The following is a 25,991-nucleotide window of genomic DNA, read 5'->3' on the forward strand; positions in this document are numbered from 1 at the left end:
GAGCGCGAATCTTAAAATCATTACACATAAATCATTACACATAAATCATTACACATAAGTTAGTACACATAAGTTAGTACACACAAAAAAGGTCACTATAAAAGTGACCTTTTTTGCTGATATAGACTGTCTTATTGATATACCTGTTTTATTGGTATAACTGGTTTGAGTACAAAGATATTATTTCTTTGGTGCATTGGCACCGATGAACCATGCATCTTTATCGACAGTACGGCTTATTTCCGTTAATAGGTCAGCGGTATCTTCGTCACCCGCATCACCAGCAGCATCAATCCCTTCACGCAATGATGCCGCAATGGTCTTATAACGATTGGTAAGCTCACGAACATGCTGATCGACTTCAGTAATATCAGTCGGATAAGTCTCTAAAATAGAGTCCTCGACCACACGTTTAGAAATACCATTGGCTTTACCACCAAGGATAACAATACGCTCAGCGACCGTATCATAAGCTTCAGTTAAGCGACCATAAGTATCATCTAATAATTGATGAACACCGATAAAGCCAGTACCTTGCAAATTCCAATGACATTGCTTACTGTCCATACTCAAATCAATGAGATTCGCCAGATTAGCGTTCAATAAGTCGATCATTTTCTTTGCGGTTGCGTCATCTATTCCACTTGCGTAACGTTCTCTCATGTTCTACTCCGTTATGTGTATTATTTAATGAAAATCTCATTTGTTGTTATTGGTATATTACTAATGAACTACTTGTTGATTCGTTATAAATAATAGCAGCTTAAATGAAGATTGAAAGCCTCAAGCGTTAGGCTTTATTAGGTGGTCGTGTAATGAGTTTGTTAATCATGAAAAGCTTTGTAAATTTAGCGGATACTGTGTGCGTTTTTTATAACGAAGGTACTATTTATTCGTTATAAATAGGGCGTGTGACGTCATATCTGGATGCTAATATTGTAAGAGAAGATGACAAGATAAAACCCTTAATTACCTTTAAAAACCCTAGCTTAGACCCCACATTGTTATAAACCTTCAGAAGAAGAAAGCCATTATGCGAATGCCTGAACCGCGCTCGTCGCGTCAGTTAAATCAATTGGCCACTCAGCTACAGGGCGAAGCTGAAATTAGTGGTGTCAATGCGTCTGGGACGCAAATATCAAGTCGTGCTTTTGAGATGGTTACCGAATTTGAGCCAGCAGGCGATCAACCGCAAGCGATTGAAAAGCTCGTCAACGGTATTAATTCTGGTATGGATGAGCAGTTACTACTGGGTGTAACGGGCTCGGGTAAGACCTATACCATGGCAAAGGTCATCTCTGAGACGCAGCGTCCAACCATTATTATGGCGCATAATAAAACGCTTGCCGCGCAGTTATATGGTGAATTTAAATCGTTCTTTCCAAATAACGCGGTTGAGTATTTCGTCAGCTATTATGACTATTATCAGCCGGAAGCCTATGTCGCGGCAAGTGATACCTTTATCGAAAAAGACAGTGCCATCAACGATCATATCGATCAGATGCGTCTGTCAGCGACGCGAGCACTATTAGAGCGCCGTGACGCGATTATTGTTGCCTCGGTATCGTGCATTTATGGTTTGGGTGATCCAGAAAGTTATTTAAAAATGCTGCTGCACGTCGTCGTTGGGGACAAAATCGATCGCACTGCTACCATTAAACGTCTCGTTGAAATGCAATATACGCGCAATGAGCTAGACTTTGGACGCGGTACGTATCGGCTGCGTGGCGAGCTGTTAGATATTTATCCTGCTGAGTCTGAGCAGCTGGCGGTACGTGTGCATTTATTTGATAATGAAGTGGAGAAAATTACTTGGTTTGATCCATTAACAGGTAAGACGGTACGTAGCGTGCCACGTATTACTATCTATCCAAAATCGCATTATGTGACGCCGCGTAATAAACTAGAAGCTGCCAGTCATACCATCCGTGCTGAGCTTGAGCCACGTTTAGAGTATTTCCGTGAAAACAATAAACTGATTGAAGCACAGCGTCTTAAAGAGCGTACTCAGTATGATCTTGAGATGATTCAACAGCTCGGCTACTGTAACGGTATCGAAAACTATTCGCAGCACCTCTCCGGTCGTCCGTCAGGAGAAGCACCGCCGACCTTATTTGACTATATTCCAGAAGACGCACTGCTGTTCCTTGATGAGTCACATGTCACTGTTTCGCAAATCGGTGCAATGTATAAAGGCGATAGATCGCGTAAAGAAAATTTGGTCAATTATGGCTTTCGTTTGCCAAGTGCGATGAACAACCGTCCGATGAAGTTTGAAGAGTGGGAGCGTATTAAACCTAAGACTATTTATGTCAGTGCCACGCCTGCATTGTATGAGCTTGAACACAGCGAGCAAGTGGTCGAGCAAGTCGTGCGTCCAACGGGTTTGATTGATCCTGAGATTGAGATTCGTCCTGTATTGACGCAGGTCGATGATGTGTTATCAGAGATTACTAAGCGCCGAGAAAAAGATGAGCGCGTGCTGATTACCACTTTGACCAAGCGTATGTCAGAGGATTTGACCAGTTATCTAAAAGAATACGATGTCAAAGTTGCTTATCTGCATTCGGACATCGATACGGTAGAGCGTATGCAGATTATTCATGAGTTGCGGACTGGCGTGCATGACGTACTGGTCGGTATCAACCTATTGCGTGAAGGTTTAGATATGCCAGAGGTATCATTAGTCGCGATATTTGATGCCGATAAAGAAGGCTTTTTGCGTTCTGAGCGCGCACTTATTCAGACCATTGGTCGTGCTGCGCGTCATATTAATGGTAAAGCCATTCTGTATGCGGATCGTATTACCAACAGTATGCAAAAGGCGATAGACGAGACCGACCGTCGCCGTGAAAAACAAGTGGCATTTAACCTTGAACACAACATCACGCCAAAAGGGGCACGTCGCAGTATCACCGATAAAATCGATACGGGTGACGATCAGAATGCCAATGACAATCAAGTGATTCCAATCAAGAGCAATCTGCCTGATGTTGATATTAGCATCTTACGCAGTCCTGATTTGCTGGCGAAAGAAATCAACCGTCTTGAAAAGCTTATGAAGCAAATGTCACGTGATTTGAAGTTTGAAGATGCGGCGAAAACGCGTGATAAAGTGCTAGAGTTAAAAGCGCATTTGATCTAATAGGTTATTTGAACTGCCGTTAATATCAGTTTGTATCTAACAAAAAGGGTGAGTTGCCAACGGTGCAGCTCACTTTTTTATGGTCTTCTTATGACCAAAATAGCCTCGCTTTTGTTCGAGATTATTAATAACTAATAATTGGTTATATCAAAACTTGTGTTTATACCAAATGCCCCTTAATATGATATCAATGAGCAATATGAACTTATAACAACGGACGTTAAGGCACATAATCCATCATGCAAAATAATAAATGCTTAGAATTAAATGCGAATGAAAACTCACTAGGTATGGCAGATTCTGCCAAACAAGCCATTATAGAGTCTTTAGGTGAGGGCTTTCGTTATCCAGATAATCCACGCGCGGCGCTCATCAGCAAAATTGCCACCATCCATGGTGTGGCAGAAAACCAAATCTCCTTAGGCAATGGCTCGACTGAAAATATTCGAGCTACCTTACAAATGTTGCAAAACAAAGCATTGAAAGAGGGTAAGCAGTTTCAAATGGTGATTCCTGTGCCAACATTTGATTGTGCAGAGATGTATGCAAATTCCATTGGCGTGCCTGTGGTCAAAACACCATTAACCGCTGAAAACTATGATTATGATTTTGATGAATTACAAAAAGCAGCTGACGATTTTGATGGCATCAGCCTGCTCTATATTTGCAATCCAAACAACCCAACTGGCATCATTACATCAACGCAAAAGCTCAAAAATTGGGTAAGTAATGCACCAGATAGCCATTACTTTTTATTAGACCAAGCTTACTTGGAGTACGTATCAGACCCAAGCTTTGAAAGTGGGATTGAGTGGGTGAAACAAGGGTTATCAGACAACCTGATTGTTATCCATACTTTCTCAAAGTTATGTGCCTTAGCAGGTATGCGAGTGGGCTACGCAGTTTCTAACCCGCAAGCTATTGAGAGTGTCGAAGCGTTTATGTCTATGGATAATACCAACTTGTCAGGTGCGGTTGCTGCTATTGCGACGTTAAATGATGCCAAGTTTTTAGCGCTAAGTTTGCGCAATACCAATCAGTCGCGCCAGATGATTGAGACAGTATTAGATGACCTTGGATTGCGTTATTTACCCTCACAGACCAATTTTATTTTTCATGAAATAAAGGGTGATTTAAAAACTTATATCGATAGAATGCGTGACCATGGCATCAAGGTTGGTCGCGAGTTTCCACCTATTACAGGCTTCAATCGCTTGACGCTTGGCACACCTGATGAGATGGCAGCATTTATTAAAGTATTAAAGCTGTTCCGTGAAAAAGGCTGGGTCTAAGTAGTGCATTAAAAAATTGATAATTTGAAATATTGATAAACTAGCAAGACTAGCGCGTGTCCTCAATTCAATCGATTACTTGCTAAATGGGCTAAAAATGGCTAAATTTTGCCAAACATCGTCAAATAGCTTCTTAATACTCGATATTATTTGCGCTACTTTCCTTGTTTAACGGCAATTTATCTCATGTTTATCACCATTTTTGAAATGAGGACATGCTCTAGTAGTCGCAAAAATGCTAAGAATTTTACAAAGTGAGTTGCCTATAGGGTGGCTCTTTTTTATTTAACGGATACTATCAATAAATGAGCATCTTACTCATAACAGCTGCTAACGAGTTTCATCGCTCAGAGCGCTTGTAATCAGGGTAAATGCCACTTACCATAACCATTATTATCCGAATGCATCTCACCATCCATATATAAACCCTACTAAATAATCAGAGTAGCAAAAAAGACGAGCGCAAGTGCTACGTCCGCTGGCTGAGCGAGTTTGACATTGTTCATCGCAAATTTGGTATGGGTATCAATTAGGCGTATTACTATTGTGCTTACCAATTCATTAATAGAATTAAACTCTAACGAAAACTCATTGGGCATGGCAAACTCTGCCAAAAAAGCGGTTATCGATGCTTTAGATATCGGCTTTCGTTATCCAGATGACCAGCGTGCAGCTTTAATCACTAAAGTTGCGAAAATTAATGACGTGACTGAAATTCAAATATCTCTAGGTAGCGGCTCCAGTGAGAATATCCGCACCGTCGTACAAATGCTGCAAGACAAAGCGTTAAGAGAAGGCAGAAACTTCCAAGTAATTGTGCCGCACCCAACCTTTGCTTATGCGGAATTATATGCAACCTCTATCAATGTGCCGGTGGTAAAAGTAGCACTGATGCCTGAAAGCTATTCTTTTGATTTACAAAATATGCAAAAAGCGGCTAATGATTTTGATGGTATAAGCTTGTTTTATCTCTGCAATCCCAACAATCCAACAGCGACGATTACTGACACAGATGAGTTAAAATCGTGGATAGGAACAGCACCAGACCATCATTATTTCTTGCTAGATGAAGCCTACTCAGAATATGTCACTGACCCAAGTTTTGAGAGTGGGATTGCGTGGATAAGAGAGCAGCGCTCAGACAATATTATCGTGGTTCGGACTTTCTCCAAATTGTGTGCGCTAGCGGGTATGCGTGTCGGCTATGCAGTTGCCAGTCCGCAAATGATCACTGAGCTAGAGGCGTTTATCTCAGTGGATAACACCAATCTGTCTGGTGCTGTCGCCGCGATAGCAACCTTGGATGATGAGGCGTTTTTGGCGTTGAGTTTTCATACTGCCAATCAATCGCGTCAGCTGGTTGAGCAGACGTTGAATGAGCTTGGACTACGCTACTTACCATCACAAGCCAGCTTTATATTTCACGAAATCAAAGGCGATGTACAAACCTATATCGATAGAATGTGCGACCATGGCATCGCTGTTGGTCGCGAGTTTGCGCCTATCACTGGCTTTAATCGTTTGACGCTTGGCAGACCTGATGAGATGGCAGTGTTTGTTGAGGTGTTGAAATCGTTTCGTGAGAAAGGCTGGGTGTGATTAAGCCAGATAGAGTGGTTTTATCATTAGAAAAGGGGAGTTGCCTAGTTTGCCATTTCCTTTGTTTATTGCAATAGGATAAAGAAGCCACAGCTAACATTCTATTTTTACCAACATCAAACGCAGTTTTACATATCCTGTCTTAAAAAATATCACGTCATCTTATAGTATTGATTCATAAAGCACGAACGAACAAGCATGCAGTTGAATGCTTGGTGATAGTCATAAAATCAGTCGTGCTAACGTATATTATAATTTTAAGGTCAGGGATATATCCATGTTTGATATCAAATCATTTTTTAAGAGAGAAGTAGAAAAAAAACTCATCAATGTAGATGATTATATTTTTATGCCTGAGCGAGTAGAGATGGAGCTGGAGGGCGGAGTATTAAATTGTGTACTCAACAGTGATGGTCGAGTCGATATTTTTTATAGTAAGCAAGGCGTGACAGAGGTCGGCTCGGCATCACGTAAGCATCCCTTTACGGCATTCGAAACCGAACTATATCATGGTGTTTATGATGACGTTATTAATGATTTGATCAAAGAAGTAGATAAGATTATTGATGACTCTTCTAAGTATTTTAGCCGCAGTAAAATACTGCCTTTTACAGCAGCTTTGTCACAGAATCCAGTTGACAAAAACAAGTTCTAAGCCAAAATAATAAGATAAGTGATGGTACAAAGACTTAGCAATAAAAAGGGTGGGTTATTTATAACGCACCCTTTTTAATTTTTATTCTCAATGAACATTACTTTGATGCTTTAAATATCTACTGCAGTTAACGATACTTATATTTTCACCCCGACAGCTTTATTTGCAGCAGCTAATACAGCGACGTTAGTGATAGGGCGAGATTGTTCACCCTCTATTAAATGATTCGCCTGTGCTTGAGTGAGCAAGCTTTTGGCAAATCTAGTACTATCATCTCGTGTTTTTAAGGTATTAGTATAATACCATTCACACTGAAACGCCTGCTCGGTGATATCTAACAGCATATAGCCGTGATCAGTTTGGTTGTTGAACTTCTGATGTGGATTGGCTTCTGGCCCAGCACCTTTTTCAGGAAACGAGAGCGAGGTTAGAGCAGGGCAGACGAATTCGACAGCCAGTGATCCTGAACCTGTGCTTGGATTATAGCTGTCCCCATCAAACGGATTTTTGCAGACATCAAAGGCAAACGAAGCGTGATAGTCGCCAGTTAGAACGACTGTATTATCGATATTATTGTTTTCAATAAAATTGAGCAGACGATCGCGAGCACTGGCGTAACCATTCCATATGTCTCCCGAGTTGGTGGCAGATGCACCTCTAAACGGAGCTAAAATGACTTGCTGCCCCAGTATCTGCCATTTGGCATCGCGGCGTTTGCCTGCCAGCATGTTTAGATGAAGCCAGTTCTCTTGTTCGAGTCCCAATAGTTGGCGTTCAGGCTCATTACTGGCAGTAGCATCAAGCTTTTCACGGCCAAATATACGTGTGTCCAGCATATTCAAATCAAACAACTTACCAAACTCGAAGCGTCGATAAATCCGCAGCTGGCTGTCTAGCTCGTTGCTGCTATCATCACGGATAGGCATCCACTCGTGATAAGCTCGAACCGCTGACATCTTGCGCTCTATATAGCTGCCTTTGCTTTCAGTATGGAACCCAGCGCCCCCTTTCCATGAGTTATCTGCAATCTCATGATCATCCCAAACGGCGATAAAAGGGTGCTGGCGATGGCATTCTTGTAAATCAATATCAGTGCGATAACAGGCATAGCGACGACGATAATCTTCTAAACTAATAATCTCGTTTTTGGGGTCTATAGGACGTTCTTCTATTAAGGATTGATCACGATAAAACCCTTCTTGATATTCGTAGATATAGTCACCCAAATGCAGTACGGCTGATATATCAGCTTGCTTAGCGATATGTGCATAACCATTGAAGTAGCCAAATCCATAGTTCGAGCAAGAAACCACGGCCAAGCGCACACGGTCTACTTGGCTGGCTGGTAAGTTTGATTGCGGGATAGTACGAGTGCGACCAGTGGGCGAGATATAACCCAATGCTTGAAAGGTATAGTAATAGGTCGTATTGGGCTGTAGAGACTTGGGATCGACTTTGATAGTAAAGTCAGATTCAGAGGTGGCTAATGCTCTTCCTTGAGCAACGATTTTTTTCATCTCTGGGTCTGTTGCGATAGTATAGCCAACAGGGATGCTCGTGGTACTGATACTGCCGTCATTGGTAATTCGTGTCCACAGTATTACTCTATCCTGTAGAGGGTCACCACTGGCAATACCATGCTTAAAAGGTGAGGCGCCTTGATAACCCAAGTCATCTAAGACGTCCAATTTATCACTCTGGATATTTTCATCGTCGTCTGATGAACAGGCGCTCAGCTGGGTCAGTAGAGTGCCAGCCACAGTGACTTGACCACCTAATTTTATAAACGCACGTCTTTTCATTTGTCATCCTTGATATCAAGTGAATTCCATTTCATTTACACCTAATTTATACGAATAGGCTGGGTTAAGCAATCGCTAACCCAGCCTGTGTCAATATTAATATCAACGTCAAAAATACATTGTCAAAACTGTGCTTTGCTACTTATTACAAGTTTATTTCATAAAACTGGTATAGCAACTTTGTAGAGATTTTGCGACGACTTTCGTGACCAGCTGTGTGCGATATTGCGAATCTATAGCAGCATTGCCCAATTCAACGAGTGTCACTTGCTGCGGCGCTTGCTCACTGACGCAGCCACAAACATTACTTTTTACAGCTTCTTGTTGTGTGTCGGTCATAGCCACGCTAGCCACACGCCAAGCAGTTTGCTTTTCAATCTGACTGCGGCACTGGTTATCAATCGCTGATTTAAAGACATTCATACCAATCTCATTTGCAGTACCGATAGCAGTACCTGCATTATTATTCATGCCACCAGTCGTTGTGCATCCAGATAGAGCAAGAGTAGCGAGCATAGCCGTTGATATTAAGATTTTTTTCATGAGTCTGATCCTTTAAGATTTTTATTGGTTTTAAGGTTTATGCTTAATAGAAACTGGCATTTGGTACGAGTTGATGTTTGCTAATTGACACGTATTTTCTCCAAGCAGGTCGTATATTATCAGCAAAACTTATCAATAACACCACCAACTATTATTAGTATTGAATAAAGCTTTTTTTATCAAAGCTTGACGTTATCAATCCAGCCACGCATAAGGGTGATAATATGCATAGGCTTTATAACCAATATAGCCGATAATCATCAATAAACCACCGACGATAAATAACCAAGTGGTGAGGTGTTTGCATGAAAAAGCATCAAAACGGTCATAAATACTCGCGATGAAAAGAATGATGCAACCCAATAGCAATATCAGTGTTAAGGTTAGCTCATAACTATCTACGCTAAAGTGCAGCATACCAGAATCCATGAATAAAATTTATCTTACTTTAACGAGTTCATTAACTGAGAGAGGTGAAATATTCATGAAGTATTGCTATATTTGGGTAGCGTGTTTATTATTTTCCACTGTTAATGCTATGCATCGAGATATCATGAAACATGCATGGACAGGAATATTTATTTCATCAAAATAGGTTTCCTAAATTCAATTAGAGATTCAATGGATAAAAAGCTATCAATACCCTGTCTTTTAATTGCTTTGACACTCAGCCTGTTTTTTATCAGGAGTGTATATGTGATGTCTGATTATCACGTACAGCAGTGTCATTGGAAAGGAGCTGGATCTAAAGTTATGGGAGATGGATTTACTTTCAATGATGATGTTCGGCTTAAAGATGGCGTAATTCTCATAAACAACAAACCAGCGGCAAAAATAATGGTTAGAAAGTATCGTCCTTATGCCGATAACATTATTATAATTAGTGACATAGAGTATTCTGAGTTAGAGATGTATTATGAAAAAGGCTGTTATTAAATTGAAAAATTAAACCCATATATGCGTAGCTAAGCATAAAAAAACCAGCTAAGGCAATGGCTCTTAGCTGGTTTTATTTTATAAAGTTAGGGCGTGTCTTCAATTCAATCGATAAATCTCTAAATGGGCTAAAAATGGCTAAATTTTGTCAAACGTCGTTAAATAGCTAGGTAATATCCCGATATTATCTGCACTACTTTCCTTGTTTGACTGCAATTTATCTCATTCTTATCTCCATTTTTCAATTGAAGACACGCCCTAGTGTCGGTTTTTTAACTGTTTTAGACATTTTTACCGTGTTGCTTTTGCTGAATATCTTTTGCAAGCTTGTAACACTCATTGATGTGGTCATTGGCGATTTTTTTGAAAATCATATAGCCCATTGTAGCAGCAACCATTTGACCCCCTAGTGGGATGAATTTCGTTACTTGTTTGGCAGCGATACGACCACCAAAGCCTTGTACGGTCTTTTTAACAATACCACGAGTCGCCATCAACCCTGCAAAATCGACAGTACGATCTTTTAATGCGCCCCAATGAATGGCTCGTGATTCTAAATCAACTGCCGCCTTACGATCTTCAAGTAAGCCAAATCGTTCGCTAATGTCAGGTAATAGTTGAGTAAGCATACCTGCGTCTACTGCCACATCAAAAAATGGTACAGGAACGATGGCAACACCAGCAGAATATTTGGCGCGTTTTTTAACCAGCTTTTGACATTCTTTTTTTACTTGTTCAAGATCCAAGCTAGGGTCAATGGTATTTGGTAGTTTTTCAGCCAGTGGTGTGGTTTTCATAAAGCATCCTTATAAATGGTTAAAATAAAAAATCAAATCTCAATAGATAGCAAGTATCTCAGTTGCTTACCATTTTATGGATTTCTGAGCGGCATACAATCATTGCTTTGTAGCAAAATGCAGAAAAATGCAGTCGCTATACACCGTTTTTGTAAATGAAATATTATGCATATTATATGCACAGCGTATGAATTATTTGCTCTATGCTAGTATTAAAATATGGCTTATCACAATGTGCTGCAACAAAAAACGATAAACCAAGCCGCCAAAAATTGTCATTGTGACCCTCTGCCAAAGCCAGTAGAATATGCACATGCTAAATTTAACCCCCCGTTATACCAGCACTCGCATCGACGAGTTGCCCGCCGCGCTGCAACCACTTGCCGCCCAATCATTGACGCTTGCCCGCCTGTATGCAGGTCGCGGCATTACTCAGCCTGATGAGCTAGAGACGCAACTCTCAGCGCTATTGCCAGCCGAAATGCTACATGGTGTCACCGAAGCAGTGCGTCTATTAGACGTTGCCATCGATGACGGTCAGCGTATCCTTATCGTGGGTGATTTTGACTGTGATGGTGCGACCAGTACCGCATTGATGATGCGCGCGCTCACAAAAATGGGCGCAGTCGTTGGCTTTTTAGTGCCCGACCGTTTTAAGTACGGCTATGGTTTGACACCAGAAATTGTTGAATTGGGTATTGAGAAGTATCATCCTGAGGTGATAGTGACCGTCGATAACGGTATCTCAAGCCATGAAGGCGTGGAACGTGCGCAAGCCGATGGCATCACCGTGATTATTACTGATCATCATTTGACGACTAAAGAAACACCGCCTGCGGAGGCTGTGGTTAATCCCAATCAGCTCGATTGTCACTTTAGCAGTAAAGCGCTCGTAGGGGTGGGCGTGGCATTTTATGTGCTTGGACGCTTAGCCAAGCTGCGCCGCGAAGCCGGTAAATCTACCGTGCAAGTGAGTCAATATTTGGATTTGGTGGCATTAGGAACGATTGCCGACGTTGGGGTGCTTGATAAAAATAATCGCATTTTAGTGCATCATGGACTGGCGGCTATCCGCCAAGGGCGCTGCTCGCTCGGTATCTTGGCACTCCTTGAACAAGCAGGGCGAGATCCTAAGCAGTTGCAGGCACAGGATTTTGGGTTTGTCTTAGGACCTCGTATCAATGCCGCTGGTCGTATGGACAATATGCGCATCGGTATTGAGTGTTTGTTGACGGAGGACTGGGGTACGGCGCAGCGTTTGGCGCAAGAGCTTGAGCAGTTAAACCGGACGCGTCGGCAGGTAGAAGGCGAGATGCGCGCGCAAGCGGATAACATCGTACAGACATTAGCCGCTGCGGATACAGACATGGACGATGAGACTACAGCAGATAATCATGACAGCGGCGATGTTATTATTCAAAATAGATCTGAGAAAAAGACGAATAATAATCATAAACGCAGTATCGTTTTATACCAAGATGATTGGCATCAAGGCGTCATCGGCATCGTCGCTGGACGGTTAAAAGAAAGTCATTATTTGCCAAGTATCGTTTTTGCACCCGCGAATACAGAGCGTACCGCTGAAGATGACCCTATCAAAGGCTCGGCGCGTTCTATCGCTGGCGTGCACATTCGTGATGCGATTGAGCAGGTTGCCGAGCGCCATCCTGATTTAATCAGTCATTTTGGTGGTCATGCGATGGCAGCAGGCTTAACGATCAAACGTCGTAACTTTGATGGGTTTGTTATGGCTTTTAATGACGTCATGGCACAGATGGATAATGAAGTGTTTGCTGAGCAAAAATTCACTGATGGCGCGTTGCAGGCGAGTGACTTTAGCTTGTGGTTTGCTGAACACCTAGCTGATGCCAATATTTGGGGTCATGGCTTTGCAACGCCAATATTTGATGGGGTCTTTGAAGTGTTAAGCTTTAAGATATTAAAAGACAAGCATCTTAAACTGTCGCTGCGTTACCCTGATGTGCAATATCCGATTGAATCAATTTATTTTAACTTTGATAGCGAGATATGGGATTATCGTGCAGAAAAAGTGCATGTACTATTTCAGCTAGACATCAACGAGTGGAACGGCAAACAAAGTCTACAGTTGATGGTAAGGGATTTAGCAGTCATACAGGAATGATGGCATTATCTTATTATAAGATACTTAATAAGTAGCAAATATAGCGTCGACTTTGTTTAAGGTTGACGCTTTTTTAGTATTTCCATTCGATGGTTGGAAATTGCCAGTCATAACGAATAGCGAGCATGCGTAAGGTAAAAATCGTACCCATAGTAGCGATGTCAGCAATCCAAGCTGTCACACCCAGATTGTGTAGTGCGAAATAAAGGATGCCGCCAGCCAAAGCTGCCGAAATATAAATCTCTTGCTGCAACACCAGCGGAATCTCATTGCAGATCATATCGCGAATAATACCGCCGATAATAATGGTGATCACCCCAAGTAATAATGCCACGGGCACATTTGCGCCCATACTATCGGCAACCTTGATACCGATTAAGGTAAAAACTGACAGTCCAATAGTATCTGAGAGTTTGAGGAACTTATTAACGCGTTTAGAGTTGGGGTGAAAGAATATTTGCATCACTAATGAAGAGAGGGTGATAACAGTCAGGTAGCTCATATCTACCATCCAAAATAGTGGATGGCGATCTAAAATGACATCACGCACAGTGCCGCCACCGATAGCGGTGACAATAGACACCAGTAAACAACCAAAAACATCGAAATTTTTATGTTTTGCCAGTATCGTGCCTGAAATACTACAAGCGATAATACCAATCATATCAAAAAGATAAATGAGAGAGCGTGGGTCAAACGTAGTGATTAGTGCTGAAGGGTTCAATGCGATAGCCAGCATGAGCAAGTCTCACTAAGTTTGTATGATGATTGTCTGATTATTTTTAGCCAATGCAGTAGAGCTTAGGGCGTGTCCTCATTTTAAAAATGGTGATAAAAATGAGATAAATTGCCGTCAAACAAGGAAAGTAGCGCACATAATATCGAGATATTAAGAAGCTATTTGACGATGTTTGGCAAAATTTAGCTATTTTTAGCCCATTTAGAAAGTAAACGATTGAATTGAGGACACGCTCTAGTGTTTAAACCATATATATCGGTCTTATTTCACCAAACGTATAGAAGGCAGGTGCCAATCAAAACGCAATGCTAGCATCCGTACAGCAAAGATAACGCCCAGCATAATAAATTCATTCAATCCAGCATTTACACCCAAACGATCAAGCAGCAGATAAGTGATCGAACCTACAATACTAGCAGAGATATAAATCTCGCGTTGAAGTAACAGTGGTATCTCATTACAGATGATATCGCGTAGCAGACCACCAATAATAGCCGTCCAAACCCCCATCATAATAGCGATAATAGCTGACATATCTTGTGTCAATGCTATCTTAAAACCAATCACGCTAAAAGCCGCCAACCCAATGGCATCAAACAGCTTCAATGCCTTATCAATTTTATGATACAGATGAAAGAATATTTGTAAAATAAGCGATGTCACTGTGATGACGATCACATAATTGAGGTCAGTCATCCAAAATAATGGATGACGGTCTAGCGCCATATCACGTAGTGTACCGCCGCCGATAGCATTGACCATCGCAACCAAGATACAGCCAGCAATATCAAAGCCTTTGTGCTGTGCCAGCAGTGTACCTGCGATCGCACAAGCAATCACACCAACCATATCTAATAAATATAATAAAATATCAGGAAAAATTAAATCATTAACCATGATTATATTACCAATATAATGGCCATCAAAATAGATTGGCTGGGCTGGGCTGGGCTGGGCTAGATTAGTTTGGTTTTGAAGTTGTTTATATCAATAATTTAAGTAGAGTTAACCTAACTTTAGGTAGTAGTTTAGCCATCTTTTGCAAATAGAATAAGCCCAACGATAATCAGAGCAATACCTATTAAACCCATCGCTGATGGCAAAGTATTATTGAGCAATAGCATACCGCCAATTAAGGCAAATATCACTTCACTTGCCTGAGTGGCATCAACCCCAGCCACTTCGCTCGAAGTTTCCGCTTTTTCACGGGCATATAAAAAGATGCTGGTTGCCGCCACGCCTGCCAATAGAGCCACAAGTAAGGTATTGAATACCTGCTTAGTATCAGGCAAATCCGGATGAACGACAAGACCCAAAACCAACCAAAATGGCAGACTGCCCAAGGTCATTAACCATACTTTGTTAAAGGCATTTTGTAGGAGGGTGGTTTCGATAGCAGGTATACGTGAGATTAAAGTTTGCAGCAAAGAGCTCGGCAAGGTTTGAGTGGGGTGGTTAAGGTTTAAGGAATCGACCGCGTCCGCCGTATAACTCATATCGGCTGACAACGCAGGTGCTTCTGTAATAAGTGAGGTGGTTTTTTTACTAATCTCGTTGGCTTGGATATCAATTTTTTGAGTGCTAGTAGGCTCGGCACTACGCTTGCGAGCGTTGTAAGATACCTGCCAAACCAACTGGTTACCAATGGGATAGCTAAAGGCGGCTATTAGGGCAGGCACGGCACCATAAAGCAGCATATCTTTCATAGGCACTGCATCAGCATCTAGCAAAGAAGCGGCATGCAGTCCTTCACTGATATTGACCAGTACCACACCAGCAAATACTAATAACGCATATGCAATGAATTTTTTATCAAAACGTTGTCCGAATGCTAGCAAAACGAGTAGGCTTGCGACCACTGTAAACATAAAAGTCGCGGCGACTACCCAGCCTGCGACATGATCAGCCGCGTAGCATATTCCTGTATAAAAAATTCCAAAACCAATACTGCCCGTAATACACCAAAAGCCCCAATGTTGACGGAATATAGTCATCAGCTCTGTAATACGCCCAAAACCATGCTGCATAATTATAATAGCCGTGAGTATTAGCCACATAAATGCATAGCGAAGGCTAGCTGACCAAAACCAATGCCCACCAGCCGCACTCATAACTTCGTTTAACACAAACGTCGAGCTAAAAAATGCCCCCGATAATAAGCCCAATAAAATGAGTTTGACCATACCTATATTCCTATCCTTGGGTCGCTATTTATGTTGAATATCCGTTTAGATGATTGGACTATTATTTACCTTTAGCATCTGCCCAGATGATTTTATGCAGTTGCAATTGGAAGCGTACGGGCAGCGCGTCAGCCAACATCCATTCTGCAAGTTCGCGCGCCAACACAGGTATATCGGGGCTGACTTCGTCGTCGATATCCTCTGCGACATTAAACATCGGCGAAAACCAAACCGTATCGACCAATTCATTTAATTTATGCTCAGACAGCTTGGTTTTCGACCAGTCGTAATCTTCACGATTCATAATGACAAATTTAATTTGGTCATGCTGAGTGAGGTGGTCGAGATTTGACCATAGATTCTTATCGACTTCACCTGAGCTTGGCGTTTTGAGATCCATGACTTTACTGACGGCTTTTGGCACGTTTGCTACCGTGAGCGCGCCTGCGGTTTCAAGCGAGATTTCATAACCGTCGCTCAGTAAGCGCTTCATCAGCTCAATGGCGTTCGGCTGAGCTAAAGGCTCTCCGCCAGTCAGACAAATACGCTTGCAAGGATAGCTTTTGATGGTCTCTATAATGGTTTCTAGCGACTGCCGCTCGCCGCCAGTAAAGGCGTATTCAGTATCGCAATAGACACAGCGAAGTGGACAGCCAGTCAAGCGTACAAATATCGTTGGCAAGCCTGAGGTCAGCGCTTCACCTTGCAAAGAATAAAAAATTTCTGTCAAACGTAGACCTGCTTCAGGGTCAGTGACAGGAATGGCGGCGGTGCGTAATAGTGATTCACTCATAATATGTCAAATACAGTTAAAGATTGCTAATGGGATGAGGCATTTATCAATCGTAATAAAAAGGCAGGTTCTGGTATGGGCGTTTTGCGTTTGGATAAAGCCAAACCAAAAAAAGGGATTATAACGCACCACCCTCTATTAAGCTGCAAAAAAGACGCTGAAGTTTTCTTCAGCGTCTTTAATAAAGAGGATCTGTCGCTGTCCGTACGGTTTGGGTACGAGACTCTAAGTATTAAAAATACTAGGCTAAACGCAATAGCTCATTGACTGATGTTTTAGCGCGGGTTTGTGCATCGACTTTTTTGACGATGATAGCAGCATATAAGCTATGCGTACCATCTTCTGATGGCAAGCTACCCGGTACGACAACAGAGCCTGCTGGTACACGGCCACGATGAATCTCACCCGTTTCGCGATCATAAATGCGCGTTGATTGACCAATAAATACACCCATCGAGATAACAGCGCCTTCTTCGACGATTACGCCTTCAACGATTTCAGAACGTGCACCGATGAAGCAATTGTCCTCAATAATTGTTGGATTCGCTTGCAATGGCTCTAATACGCCGCCGATACCAACGCCACCTGATAAATGCACATTTTTACCAATTTGGGCACATGAACCCACGGTCGCCCACGTATCTACCATCGCGCCTTGATCGACATACGCGCCGATGTTGACATACGATGGCATCAAAACTGCACCTGCTGCGATGTATGAACCTTTACGAGCAACAGCGGGTGGTACAACACGTACGCCTGATTCTTTGAACTGTGCTTCGGTCCAGTTGGCAAACTTAGTCGGCACTTTGTCATAGAATTGCACATGTTCGCCCGCTGCCTGAACATAGTTGTCGTTTAAGCGAAAAGAGAGCAAAACGGCTTTTTTTGCCCACTGGTTCACGACCCATTCGCCATCCTTTTTTTCTGCAACGCGCAATGTGCCGTTATCTAATTGCTCAAGTACTTGATTAATAGCATCACGCACGTCCTGTGGCATCGTGCTTGGGCTGTATTCGTTGCGTTTTTCAAAGGCTTGTTCGATGGTTTGTTGTAATGACATAAAGGTTCCTAAAGTTAGTGGAAGGTAAAGCATATATTATCGTTAAATAACTCGCATGACTTGGCGTAAAAACTTGCTTGCCGTATTGTCGCTAATTTGGCGACTTTTAGCAAACGAGTTAACCGCCAAGATGAGCGCTGCGGTTAATTGTCTGAGCTATGGCTTTCTATCCATTCTAAGATATCTTCATAAACTGTTTGGTGGTCTTTTTCATGCAAAGGCTCATGACGCATGTTTGGGTAGAGTTGGATATCTACTTGACTGAAATTTTGCTTGTTTAAGCGCGTGACAATTTTGCGAATGCCGTTGCCCATATCTCCGATAGGATCATCTTCGCCGCTGATAAATAGCATCGGGAAGTTTTTTGGAATAGTCATTGCCCAGCCTTTGTTTAAGCCAGTTTCCATCAGAAAGAATAATGTCATAAAGCCATTATTGGTGAAATCAAAGCCCGTTAAGGGATCCGCTTCATAGGCTTCAATGGCAGCAGGATTTTCAGTTAACCATGCAAATTCTGATGAAGAGATGCGATCTTCAAGCTTACTATTCAAGACTTTATTCATCACCTTGGCAAATATTGCATTTGGTTTTTTAGGGGCTACTTTTGCCAGTACTTTATTGACTGGGAGTAGTACTTTAGTCAAGGGGTTGGCATCTGCTGTACCCATCAAAATAGCACCTGTAAAATTGTGTGCATGGTGCTTTAGGACATTACGCACAATAAACGAGCCCATAGAGTGACCCATCACAAAGTGCGGCACGTCAGGATGGCGGTTTTTTAAGCTATCTGCCATGACAATGACGTCTTTTAGCAGGGACTGTACTGGATGCTCTTCACCAAAAAAACCTAAATCTGCTGATGTTTTGACGGTCTTTCCATGTCCCAAATGGTCATAAGTTGCCACTGCGATACCATTATTCGCTAAAAACTGAGCGAAGTCTGCGTAACGTCCGCTATGCTCTGCCATACCGTGGACAATCAGTAATGTGGCTTTTACCGCTGTGTTTTCATGGCTTGGTTCAAAAAAATTATGATGCAAGTAATGAATATTATCGGAGGAGAGAATGTGGTCGCTACCTGTATCGGTGTTGGTACTCATATAGGATTCCTTAAACAGTTTTAATGAATGTTTTTAATAAATGGCTTTAATGGTTTATCATCTTAATGAATAGCAGGCATGACAATTTGAAATCGCCTGCTAAAATTTGGCTTATTATACGGCGCTTACCATGAACTATTGTACTGGACGTTGGTAAATCGTTTGACCTTCTTTAATGGTTGTGATGACTTTGATGTCTTTGAGCTTGCTTGCCTCTATAGTTAATGGGTTGGCATCCAAGATAACCAAATCAGCCAGTTTCCCTGGCGTCAAAGTGCCTTTGCTGTCTTCTTCAAAATACTCATAAGCGGCATTGCTGGTAATGGCCTTTAACGCTTGATACGGCGTCGCTCGCTCATTTTTACCAATGATTTTACCTGAGCGCGAAGTACGATTGACTGCTGACCAGACTGTAAATATCGGGTCAACAGGTGTCACTGTGTCATCAGAGTGATTGGTGTATCTAAGTCCCATTCTATCAGCAGTGGCAATCGGGCTTGAAAAGTCGGCACGTTTTTTACCTAAGTTTTTAACGTGTACATCTCCCCAAAAGTAAGTATGGTTGGTAAAGAAGGACGGTACCATATTGTATTTTTTGAATGCGGCTAGCTGATCAGGTCGGGCAAATTGAGCATGAATGGGCACAGTACGGCGATCTTTATCAGCTGCTTGACCAGTCTTTTTGACGGCATACTCGTGTGCCTTGATGAGCATATCGGTTGCGCCATCACCATTATTATGGATAAAGAGCTGATTGTCACGAGCATAGGCTTTGACAAACATCTCGTTCAGCTCATCTTGGCCGACACTTGGTAGACCGCGGCAGTCCTTTTCACAATCTGGAACCGGTGTGAGATAAGGTTGGCTAAAATAGGCGGTCTTGCCTTGTGGCGAGCCATCTGCGACGATTTTGGTACCCTGTACTTTAAAACCGTTTTGATAGGTCTTCCAGACGAAGTTTTTATCAGCCAAATTCTCATCTAAGTCACTCACTCCTGCTAGTGCGACCAAGTCAATTTTGAGCTTACCTGCATCGGCTTGTTTTTGAAAAAACTGAATAGTGTTTCGAGCCGTTGAGCCATTGTGTGCCGTCGTTATGCCATTCTTTGCATAATACTCTTGCGTCTGCTCAAAGAATTTGCCTTGATTCGGCGCTAACACTTCTAGCATATTGCGCACGAACGGATACATCGCCGTTTCTTGTACGAGACCGTTTGGTTCATTAGAGCCTTTAATTCGAGCAATATTACCGCCTGGTGGATTTTTACTGTCAGCAGTGATGTTCATCATGGCCAGCGCCTTGCTATTTGCCACGCCCATGTGACCACTTGTGTGTTGTAAATACACTGGATTGTTTGGCAATACTTTATCAATTTCACTTTTGGTCGGATGACGCCCCTCAGCGAGCTGAGTTTCATCATAACCCCAACCAAATATCCAATCGCCATCAGCAATGTTATTGTCCACTTTATAATCTTTTAGCGTTTGCATCATTTTGGGAATACTATCGACTTGACCGATGGGCGGCGGGTTGAGATTGACCTGACCCATGGTGTTCGACACCATATCAAAATGACTGTGCGGATCGATAAAGCTGGGTAATAAGGTTTTATCTTGTAGATTAATCTGCGCGGCATTTTTATATTTCGATTGTGCCTCTTGTAAATTGCCCACATAGGCAATCTTGCCCGCTTGAGTGACTAAGGCTTCAGCCATTTGTGGCTGATCGCCCTCCATCGTGATGATGTTGCCATTGTAATAGACAGTTGCTGAGTTGCTCATATCCTTGGGCGCGGTCTGCATGGTAGTGCAACCTATGACACTCATTAATCCAATGCTCAGTACAGTTGGTTTTAGTAATGTGCTCATATTCATTACGTTATCCTTAAAAGGTGATTTGATGCTTACATCCGTGTGTCATAAGCATTGGTACGTGGTGGGCTTTCTATATTCTAAAAGTATTCATATTTTATCAGTGACTGTTGTTTTAAAAGATAGGAATGTTGCAACCAATTTAGCGATAAAGCCTTGTGCGGTCAATGCTATTTAAGAGTTTTGCACTGACAACTGTGGCATTGCCAATTGGAGGAGAAGGTCGATCTATAAAGCTGCTGAATATAATATCTTAAAATGCAAATTGACAAGCGCTGTATGACATCCTACGAGACGTCATGCTCATTTGGCATAAAAGATGAAAATCACGATATTAGTTGTCAATATTGTTTCACAATCAGGTATGATTAATTAGATAAAGCGTAAAGTGATAAGGCTAAAAATGAGATGATAATTTTATGAAATAGTCATAAAAAGCAATTGCTTGCGTGTGAATTTGTCTTTTTTTAACCTTTTATTTTTGCGTCATCCTTTTTGCTTTAGAGGTGCTACCAACGGGGTTTTATACCATTATGAAATCAACTATCGAATTACTCGAGCACACGGATTTCCCAGCGATCAAACGTCGTGAGTTAACCACGCTACAGGTCAATATGGGTTACTTATGCAATATGTCTTGTGTGCATTGTCATGTGGCTGCCAGTCCTTACCGCACAGAGATGATGTCGCGTGAGCTTGTTGAGTTGATTCTAGAAGTCTTGCAAGCACAAAATATCGAGACGCTTGATTTAACGGGCGGTGCGCCTGAGATGCATGAAGACTTTAAGTATTTGGTCACAGCCGCACGTGCCTTGGGTGTAAAAGTAATTGATCGCTGTAATCTGACTATCCTGATGGAAGAAGGCTTTGAGGACATGGCACAGTTTTTGGCAGACAATGCGGTCGAAGTGGTGGCTTCTCTGCCATGTTATTCATTAGAAAATGTCGATAAGCAACGCCGTAAAGGCGCATTTGATGACAGTATATTGGGATTGCATAAAATCAATGCGCTCGGCTACGGCAAGAAAGGGTCAGAATTCACGCTGAACCTCGTTTATAACCCGCAAGGTGCGACGCTGCCGCCCAATCAGCAACAACTAGAAGCAGATTATAAGCACGAGTTAAAAGAACATTTTGATATCGAATTCCATCAGTTATTTGCCTTGACCAATATGCCCATTCAGCGTTTTGGTGCGGTGCTATTGGCTAAAAACCAATTCCATCCCTATATGGATTTGCTCAAAGCCAATTACGTGGCCGCCAATTTAACCGAAGTCATGTGCCGATCGACCATCAGTGTTAATTGGTTAGGAGAGTTATTTGATTGTGACTTTAACCAGCAATTAGAGATTCCATTGCCCAATAAGTCCCGTCGGCATCTAAGCGATTTATTAACACAAAATCCTGCTGGCGATGATATTGCCATTGCAGATCATTGCTATGGCTGTACGGCAGGGCAAGGAAGTAGCTGCGGTGGTGCGCTAGAAGAAGAGACAACAGATCAGACGATAGAAAAAATATCATTGATTTAAATGGAGTGACTCATGTCAGTATTGAATAGCCGAAGATTTAATAGTACAAGACTTAATAGTAAAAGCCTTTTTTTAAGCAGTGGTTTATTAATCAAAACGGCAGTGACCACTTCTATCCTGTTAGCCAGTATGGCAAGTTATGCGGATTTTAATCACAGCACTTGGGATAGTTTACTGAATAAAAACGTCACTATGACTAATGGTGGCAAAGCCTCAGTCGTTAATTACAACGGTATGAAAGCCGATAAGAGCAAGCTTGATAGCTACATGGCAGCAACTAGCAAAGTCAGTCAATCAGAGTTTAATGGTTGGAGTAAAGATGAGCAATTGGCATTTTTGATCAACGTCTATAACGCTGGCACTGTAGAGCTAGTCTTGACTAAATATCCTAACATCAAGTCGATTAAAGATATTGGTGGAATATTTGGTTCGCCATGGAAACAAGATTTTATCACGCTATTAGGCAAAAAGCGCTCGCTTGATGACATCGAGCACAATCTAATCCGTGGCTCCAAACGCTATAACGAACCACGTATTCACTTTGCCGTAAACTGTGCGAGTATTGGCTGTCCAGCATTGTTGAATGATGCTTTTACAGGTAGTAAATTGGATAAACAGTTGGAGCAAGTGACCAGTAAATTCCTTGCAGATAGTAGTCGTAATCGTCTCAAAGGTAATACGTTAGAGATATCACCAATTTTTAAATGGTATAAAGAAGACTTTGAGACTAACTGGCGCGGTACTAATGATTTAGAAGGGTTTTTGGCTCGTTACAGCTCGTCTTTAGGGCTTAATAAGTCGCAAACCACTGATCTAAAAGCGGGTAAAACGAAGATTGGCTATACCAATTATAATTGGAGACTTAATAAGAAATAATGGTAATAACAAGTAAGAGTACTGCTAACTATGACGGCTATGGCAACGGTTTCTATCATTATTCCAGTACTCAATGAGGCAGATAATTTGCCTTTATTGTTTGATAATATCAATAGGCTAAATCCAAACCCGCAGCAAGTGATAGTGGTCGATGGTGGTTCAAACGATGATTCTATTGACATAATCCAAAGTTTTATTAATGAGTTAATACTTGATAATAATCGTAAAATTGATTGGCAAATGACTGAGTCTAAAGCAGGGCGCGCGCTGCAAATGAATACAGGCGCAGCGTTAGCAACTGGTGAGGTATTGCTTTTTTTGCATGCCGATACGCAATTGCCACTGAATGCTATCGAGAGCGTTTCTGAAGCGATGAAACGGGCAGAGTGGGGACGTTTTGATGTGCAAATAGCCAGTCGTCAACCGACACTGCGATTGGTCAGTCAAATGATTAATTGGCGCTCACGGTTGAGCGGAATCGCGACAGGCGACCAAGCTATTTTTATTAGCCAGTCTTTATTTAAGCAAATTGGTGGCTATCCTAACCAAGCGTTGATGGAAGATATTGAGCTTTGCAAACAGTTAAAAGGTATTGCTAAACCTGCTTGTTTAAAAAGTAAAGTCATCACATCAGCAAGACGCTGGCAACAGCACGGCACTTGGCGGATCATTATTTTGATGTGGCATCTACGTTTTGATTATTGGCGCGGCGTATCAGCTGATAATATCAAAGCGCGTTATTATAAATAAAAGAATAAGCTCTTACAAAGAATAAGCTCTTACCATGAATCAAAACCAACAAACTTGCATTATTCTCTTTGCCAAATTCCCCGCACAGGGCATGGCAAAAACGCGCTTACAGCCGGCTCTTGGCATTGAAGGTGCTGCGCAAGTGGCACGTAGACTGCTATTGCATAGTATAGAACAAGCCGTCGCTACTGGCTTCACGGTTGAGTTATGTGTCAGTCCTGCGCCGACAGATCCATGCTGGCAAGCGCTTAATTTGCCTGACTCACTGCATTATTCAGCGCAAGCAGAGGGAGACTTGGGTTTGCGTATGTTAACCGCCAGTCAGCAAGCCTTAGCATGTTTCGAGCAAGTTATCTTGATAGGTACGGACTGTCCGAGTCTTACAACCATTCGTATTCGACAGGCTGCCCAGCAGTTAGAAACACAAGATAGCGTCATGATTCCTGCTTTTGATGGTGGCTATGCACTGTTTGGTTTTAAGCAAGTTGCTGCTCGTTTATTTAGCACTATCGAATGGAGTACGGCGAGCGTCGCAAAGGTTACTCAACAGCGCTTGGCAGAATTGAGCTGGTCTGTAGCGTTGTTAGCACCTTTGCCTGATATTGATGAGCCTGAAGATTTGCGGTACTTACCAAATGGCTGGCTTGATGGTTATAAAGTTATTGAGAATTGAGAATGCCTTATCATTTAGGGTTTTTAGGTATGAAAAAATCATCGAGCTATTTTGTTGACCCTATTAGGTTGATTATAGTTCGATGGCTTTTTGGTAATCATAAACTGGTATGGCTAAGGCAATAATGCTGAAAGTCTGGTTTTAGTATCTTCACTCATCGCCTCTACTGGCGTGACTAACGCTTGAGCTAAAGCTGTATGGGCAATAGAGTCAGGCTGTTCAGCAGCTAACAAAGCAACCGCTTCTTTGATGACCTGCTGCGCATTACCCGCATTTTTCATTAGGTTTTTTATGGCATAGTCTGCACTAACGGCTTCTTCGGTAGGGTGCCAACTATCAAAATCTGTGACCAATGCTAGCGTTGCGTAAGCCATACTCGCTTCACGAGCAAGCTTAGCCTCTGGCATATTGGTCATACCAATGATGTCAGTGTTCATTTGGCGGTACCAGTGTGACTCTGCACGAGTGGAGAACTGCGGCCCTTCGATACAGATATAAGTGGCTTTTGCATGACATTGACCTTCGGCTATCTGCGCCTGAGTATAAGCACGCGTTAGAATATCCGCGACTTTAGGACATAAAGGATCAGCCATCGCGACGTGTGCCACTGCGCCTTCCCCAAAGAAACTGCTGTTTCGATACTTAGTCATATCGATCATTTGATCGGGAATGACCATATCTAAGGGCTTAAGCGCTTCTCTTAGCGACCCCACTGCCGATACCGAAATGACGTAACGTACGCCCAAATTTTTGAGGGCATAAATATTGGCACGATAAGGCACTTCGGAAGGTGTGAGCTTGTGACCTTGACCATGACGAGTTAGAAAGGCGACCTTTACGCCATTTAATTCACCTAAGACAATATCATCAGAAGGTGTACCGTAAGGCGTCGATATGCTGACACTATGTTTATTGGTTAAATCTTGCATCTGATAAAGACCACTACCGCCAATGATGGCGATATCGGCAGATACTAATGCTGATACTGCCGCTGACTTTTCTACACTAGATATTGTCATAAAGGTTTTCCCTATTTTTAGAGTAACAGATAACGTTGCCAAGATATGTGGTGACGAATTTATAAATTTAGACGGGATCTACTTTAAGTGAGCTGCCTTACAAGATAACGGCTTAGGGTTTATATATAAAATATAATCAAGCCTACAGTATGGTAAAAGTGCATTAAGAGCTACCATCTAGTCATTTTATATCAGTATTTTTTGGTCAAATAACAAATAGTCTTGTTTATATTTAGATGATTATAAAGGTTTACAATAGACACAGACTTTGTTTAAATGAATTGTCTAATGAAACATTGTTCCGCATAGCAAAACTATATTTGGCTATTAATTCATTACAAGAACGGCTGCTCCTTTACTTAAATAGCTTCGCATACAAAGTGTGAGTGTAGAGGGAATCTGGATGGCAGTTTATTTATAGCAAGAATTGCTATATTATTACAGGTCTGTAACGCATCACTATTGATATATTGATGCCG

23 protein-coding genes are annotated in these 25,991 nt (G+C 42.0%); 10 read left to right on the forward strand and 13 right to left on the reverse strand.

What is annotated here, in order from left to right; all coding sequences use genetic code 11:
• Positions 1-180 precede the first annotated feature (180 nt).
• Positions 181-663 carry a DNA starvation/stationary phase protection protein Dps gene (dps, locus tag ACI2JM_RS11345; protein WP_045451268.1) on the reverse strand — a complete coding sequence of 161 codons (483 nt, stop codon included), beginning with the start codon at positions 661-663 and terminating at the stop codon, positions 181-183.
• A gap of 370 nt (positions 664-1,033) precedes the next feature.
• Here dps and uvrB point away from each other — a divergent pair, with 370 nt between their 5' ends.
• The 4 genes from uvrB to ACI2JM_RS11365 all read left to right on the forward strand — a co-directional run bounded on the left by uvrB (position 1,034) and on the right by ACI2JM_RS11365 (position 6,691).
• Positions 1,034-3,145: an excinuclease ABC subunit UvrB gene (gene uvrB, locus ACI2JM_RS11350; RefSeq protein WP_025652097.1), complete on the forward strand. Its 2,112-nt coding sequence runs from the start codon at positions 1,034-1,036 to the stop codon at positions 3,143-3,145.
• 239 nt (positions 3,146-3,384) lie between these two features.
• Positions 3,385-4,437 carry a pyridoxal phosphate-dependent aminotransferase gene (locus ACI2JM_RS11355; RefSeq protein ID WP_404644258.1) on the forward strand — a complete coding sequence of 351 codons (1,053 nt, stop codon included), beginning with the start codon at positions 3,385-3,387 and terminating at the stop codon, positions 4,435-4,437.
• 546 nt (positions 4,438-4,983) lie between these two features.
• Positions 4,984-6,036 carry a pyridoxal phosphate-dependent aminotransferase gene (locus ACI2JM_RS11360; RefSeq protein ID WP_404644260.1) on the forward strand — a complete coding sequence of 351 codons (1,053 nt, stop codon included), beginning with the start codon at positions 4,984-4,986 and terminating at the stop codon, positions 6,034-6,036.
• A 277-nt stretch (positions 6,037-6,313) separates the two neighbouring features.
• Positions 6,314-6,691: a hypothetical protein gene (locus ACI2JM_RS11365; RefSeq protein ID WP_404644262.1), complete on the forward strand. Its 378-nt coding sequence runs from the start codon at positions 6,314-6,316 to the stop codon at positions 6,689-6,691.
• A gap of 137 nt (positions 6,692-6,828) precedes the next feature.
• Here the strand turns inward: ACI2JM_RS11365 and ACI2JM_RS11370 are convergent, their stop codons facing one another.
• The 3 genes from ACI2JM_RS11370 to ACI2JM_RS11380 all read right to left on the reverse strand — a co-directional run bounded on the left by ACI2JM_RS11370 (position 6,829) and on the right by ACI2JM_RS11380 (position 9,453).
• On the reverse strand, positions 6,829-8,493 hold the full coding sequence (locus tag ACI2JM_RS11370) for an alkaline phosphatase D family protein (RefSeq protein WP_404644264.1): 1,665 nt from the start codon (positions 8,491-8,493) through the stop codon (positions 6,829-6,831).
• Positions 8,494-8,646: 153 nt separating this feature from the next.
• The gene (locus tag ACI2JM_RS11375; RefSeq protein WP_045451282.1) at positions 8,647-9,036 is read right to left on the reverse strand and encodes a hypothetical protein; all 390 of its coding nucleotides are present in this window, start codon (positions 9,034-9,036) and stop codon (positions 8,647-8,649) included.
• 195 nt (positions 9,037-9,231) lie between these two features.
• On the reverse strand, positions 9,232-9,453 hold the full coding sequence (locus tag ACI2JM_RS11380) for a hypothetical protein (protein WP_404644266.1): 222 nt from the start codon (positions 9,451-9,453) through the stop codon (positions 9,232-9,234).
• A 204-nt stretch (positions 9,454-9,657) separates the two neighbouring features.
• Between ACI2JM_RS11380 and ACI2JM_RS11385 the strand changes: the two genes are divergently transcribed.
• Positions 9,658-9,972 carry a hypothetical protein gene (locus ACI2JM_RS11385; protein ID WP_404644268.1) on the forward strand — a complete coding sequence of 105 codons (315 nt, stop codon included), beginning with the start codon at positions 9,658-9,660 and terminating at the stop codon, positions 9,970-9,972.
• A gap of 281 nt (positions 9,973-10,253) precedes the next feature.
• Here ACI2JM_RS11385 and ACI2JM_RS11390 read toward each other — a convergent pair whose 3' ends face one another.
• A complete protein-coding gene (locus ACI2JM_RS11390) occupies positions 10,254-10,769 on the reverse strand; it encodes a hypothetical protein (RefSeq protein ID WP_055123847.1) in 516 nt (171 codons plus the stop codon).
• Between the two features lie 313 nt (positions 10,770-11,082).
• On the opposite strand from ACI2JM_RS11390, the gene recJ reads away from it, so the two are divergent.
• Positions 11,083-12,912, forward strand: a complete 1,830-nt coding sequence (gene recJ / locus ACI2JM_RS11395) for a single-stranded-DNA-specific exonuclease RecJ (RefSeq protein WP_404644270.1) — start codon at positions 11,083-11,085, stop codon at positions 12,910-12,912.
• A gap of 73 nt (positions 12,913-12,985) precedes the next feature.
• On the opposite strand, the gene ACI2JM_RS11400 is transcribed toward recJ, so the two are convergent.
• The 7 genes from ACI2JM_RS11400 to ACI2JM_RS11430 form a co-directional block, all read right to left on the reverse strand.
• Positions 12,986-13,651, reverse strand: coding sequence for a trimeric intracellular cation channel family protein (locus tag ACI2JM_RS11400; RefSeq protein ID WP_404644272.1), 666 nt, complete (start codon positions 13,649-13,651; stop codon positions 12,986-12,988).
• A 261-nt stretch (positions 13,652-13,912) separates the two neighbouring features.
• The gene (locus tag ACI2JM_RS11405; protein ID WP_201539950.1) at positions 13,913-14,548 is read right to left on the reverse strand and encodes a trimeric intracellular cation channel family protein; all 636 of its coding nucleotides are present in this window, start codon (positions 14,546-14,548) and stop codon (positions 13,913-13,915) included.
• 131 nt (positions 14,549-14,679) lie between these two features.
• A complete protein-coding gene (locus ACI2JM_RS11410) occupies positions 14,680-15,834 on the reverse strand; it encodes a multidrug resistance efflux transporter family protein (protein WP_404644274.1) in 1,155 nt (384 codons plus the stop codon).
• Positions 15,835-15,895: 61 nt separating this feature from the next.
• Complete coding sequence (gene queE, locus ACI2JM_RS11415) at positions 15,896-16,627, reverse strand: 7-carboxy-7-deazaguanine synthase QueE (protein ID WP_404644276.1); 732 nt, start codon at positions 16,625-16,627, stop codon at positions 15,896-15,898.
• Positions 16,628-16,868: 241 nt separating this feature from the next.
• Complete coding sequence (gene dapD, locus ACI2JM_RS11420; RefSeq protein WP_045445317.1) at positions 16,869-17,690, reverse strand: 2,3,4,5-tetrahydropyridine-2,6-dicarboxylate N-succinyltransferase; 822 nt, start codon at positions 17,688-17,690, stop codon at positions 16,869-16,871.
• 143 nt (positions 17,691-17,833) lie between these two features.
• Positions 17,834-18,790: an alpha/beta fold hydrolase gene (locus ACI2JM_RS11425; protein WP_404644278.1), complete on the reverse strand. Its 957-nt coding sequence runs from the start codon at positions 18,788-18,790 to the stop codon at positions 17,834-17,836.
• 135 nt (positions 18,791-18,925) lie between these two features.
• Positions 18,926-20,659, reverse strand: a complete 1,734-nt coding sequence (locus tag ACI2JM_RS11430; protein ID WP_404644280.1) for an amidohydrolase — start codon at positions 20,657-20,659, stop codon at positions 18,926-18,928.
• Positions 20,660-21,195: 536 nt separating this feature from the next.
• Between ACI2JM_RS11430 and arsS the strand changes: the two genes are divergently transcribed.
• The 4 genes from arsS to ACI2JM_RS11450 are packed head-to-tail and all read left to right on the forward strand — an operon-like array spanning position 21,196 to position 24,493.
• On the forward strand, positions 21,196-22,194 hold the full coding sequence (gene arsS / locus ACI2JM_RS11435) for an arsenosugar biosynthesis radical SAM (seleno)protein ArsS (protein WP_404644282.1): 999 nt from the start codon (positions 21,196-21,198) through the stop codon (positions 22,192-22,194).
• Between the two features lie 12 nt (positions 22,195-22,206).
• Positions 22,207-23,070 carry a DUF547 domain-containing protein gene (locus ACI2JM_RS11440; protein ID WP_404644284.1) on the forward strand — a complete coding sequence of 288 codons (864 nt, stop codon included), beginning with the start codon at positions 22,207-22,209 and terminating at the stop codon, positions 23,068-23,070.
• 39 nt (positions 23,071-23,109) lie between these two features.
• Positions 23,110-23,820 carry a TIGR04283 family arsenosugar biosynthesis glycosyltransferase gene (locus ACI2JM_RS11445; RefSeq protein ID WP_404644286.1) on the forward strand — a complete coding sequence of 237 codons (711 nt, stop codon included), beginning with the start codon at positions 23,110-23,112 and terminating at the stop codon, positions 23,818-23,820.
• Between the two features lie 34 nt (positions 23,821-23,854).
• A complete protein-coding gene (locus ACI2JM_RS11450) occupies positions 23,855-24,493 on the forward strand; it encodes a TIGR04282 family arsenosugar biosynthesis glycosyltransferase (protein WP_404644288.1) in 639 nt (212 codons plus the stop codon).
• Positions 24,494-24,606: 113 nt separating this feature from the next.
• On the opposite strand, the gene mtnP is transcribed toward ACI2JM_RS11450, so the two are convergent.
• Positions 24,607-25,512: an S-methyl-5'-thioadenosine phosphorylase gene (gene mtnP / locus ACI2JM_RS11455; protein ID WP_404644290.1), complete on the reverse strand. Its 906-nt coding sequence runs from the start codon at positions 25,510-25,512 to the stop codon at positions 24,607-24,609.
• Positions 25,513-25,991 lie beyond the last annotated feature (479 nt).

Origin of the sequence: Psychrobacter sp. NPDC064578 (assembly GCF_044901245.1) — a bacterium.
GTDB lineage: Bacteria > Pseudomonadota > Gammaproteobacteria > Pseudomonadales > Moraxellaceae > Psychrobacter > Psychrobacter cibarius_C.

Bases quoted from the DNA above. Each gene is read 5' to 3' on its own strand.
- dps (WP_045451268.1), bottom strand. From the start codon at position 663: ATGAGAGAACGTTACGCAAGTGGAATAGATGACGCAACCGCAAAGAAA.
- uvrB (WP_025652097.1), top strand. From the start codon at position 1,034: ATGCGAATGCCTGAACCGCGCTCGTCGCGTCAGTTAAATCAATTGGCC.
- ACI2JM_RS11355 (WP_404644258.1), top strand. From the start codon at position 3,385: ATGCAAAATAATAAATGCTTAGAATTAAATGCGAATGAAAACTCACTA.
- ACI2JM_RS11365 (WP_404644262.1), top strand. From the start codon at position 6,314: ATGTTTGATATCAAATCATTTTTTAAGAGAGAAGTAGAAAAAAAACTC.
- ACI2JM_RS11370 (WP_404644264.1), bottom strand. From the start codon at position 8,493: ATGAAAAGACGTGCGTTTATAAAATTAGGTGGTCAAGTCACTGTGGCT.
- ACI2JM_RS11375 (WP_045451282.1), bottom strand. From the start codon at position 9,036: ATGAAAAAAATCTTAATATCAACGGCTATGCTCGCTACTCTTGCTCTA.
- ACI2JM_RS11380 (WP_404644266.1), bottom strand. From the start codon at position 9,453: ATGCTGCACTTTAGCGTAGATAGTTATGAGCTAACCTTAACACTGATA.
- ACI2JM_RS11385 (WP_404644268.1), top strand. From the start codon at position 9,658: ATGGATAAAAAGCTATCAATACCCTGTCTTTTAATTGCTTTGACACTC.
- ACI2JM_RS11390 (WP_055123847.1), bottom strand. From the start codon at position 10,769: ATGAAAACCACACCACTGGCTGAAAAACTACCAAATACCATTGACCCT.
- recJ (WP_404644270.1), top strand. From the start codon at position 11,083: ATGCTAAATTTAACCCCCCGTTATACCAGCACTCGCATCGACGAGTTG.
- ACI2JM_RS11400 (WP_404644272.1), bottom strand. From the start codon at position 13,651: ATGCTGGCTATCGCATTGAACCCTTCAGCACTAATCACTACGTTTGAC.
- ACI2JM_RS11405 (WP_201539950.1), bottom strand. From the start codon at position 14,548: ATGGTTAATGATTTAATTTTTCCTGATATTTTATTATATTTATTAGAT.
- ACI2JM_RS11410 (WP_404644274.1), bottom strand. From the start codon at position 15,834: ATGGTCAAACTCATTTTATTGGGCTTATTATCGGGGGCATTTTTTAGC.
- queE (WP_404644276.1), bottom strand. From the start codon at position 16,627: ATGAGTGAATCACTATTACGCACCGCCGCCATTCCTGTCACTGACCCT.
- dapD (WP_045445317.1), bottom strand. From the start codon at position 17,690: ATGTCATTACAACAAACCATCGAACAAGCCTTTGAAAAACGCAACGAA.
- ACI2JM_RS11425 (WP_404644278.1), bottom strand. From the start codon at position 18,790: ATGAGTACCAACACCGATACAGGTAGCGACCACATTCTCTCCTCCGAT.
- ACI2JM_RS11430 (WP_404644280.1), bottom strand. From the start codon at position 20,659: ATGAGCACATTACTAAAACCAACTGTACTGAGCATTGGATTAATGAGT.
- arsS (WP_404644282.1), top strand. From the start codon at position 21,196: ATGAAATCAACTATCGAATTACTCGAGCACACGGATTTCCCAGCGATC.
- ACI2JM_RS11440 (WP_404644284.1), top strand. From the start codon at position 22,207: ATGTCAGTATTGAATAGCCGAAGATTTAATAGTACAAGACTTAATAGT.
- ACI2JM_RS11445 (WP_404644286.1), top strand. From the start codon at position 23,110: ATGGCAACGGTTTCTATCATTATTCCAGTACTCAATGAGGCAGATAAT.
- ACI2JM_RS11450 (WP_404644288.1), top strand. From the start codon at position 23,855: ATGAATCAAAACCAACAAACTTGCATTATTCTCTTTGCCAAATTCCCC.
- mtnP (WP_404644290.1), bottom strand. From the start codon at position 25,512: ATGACAATATCTAGTGTAGAAAAGTCAGCGGCAGTATCAGCATTAGTA.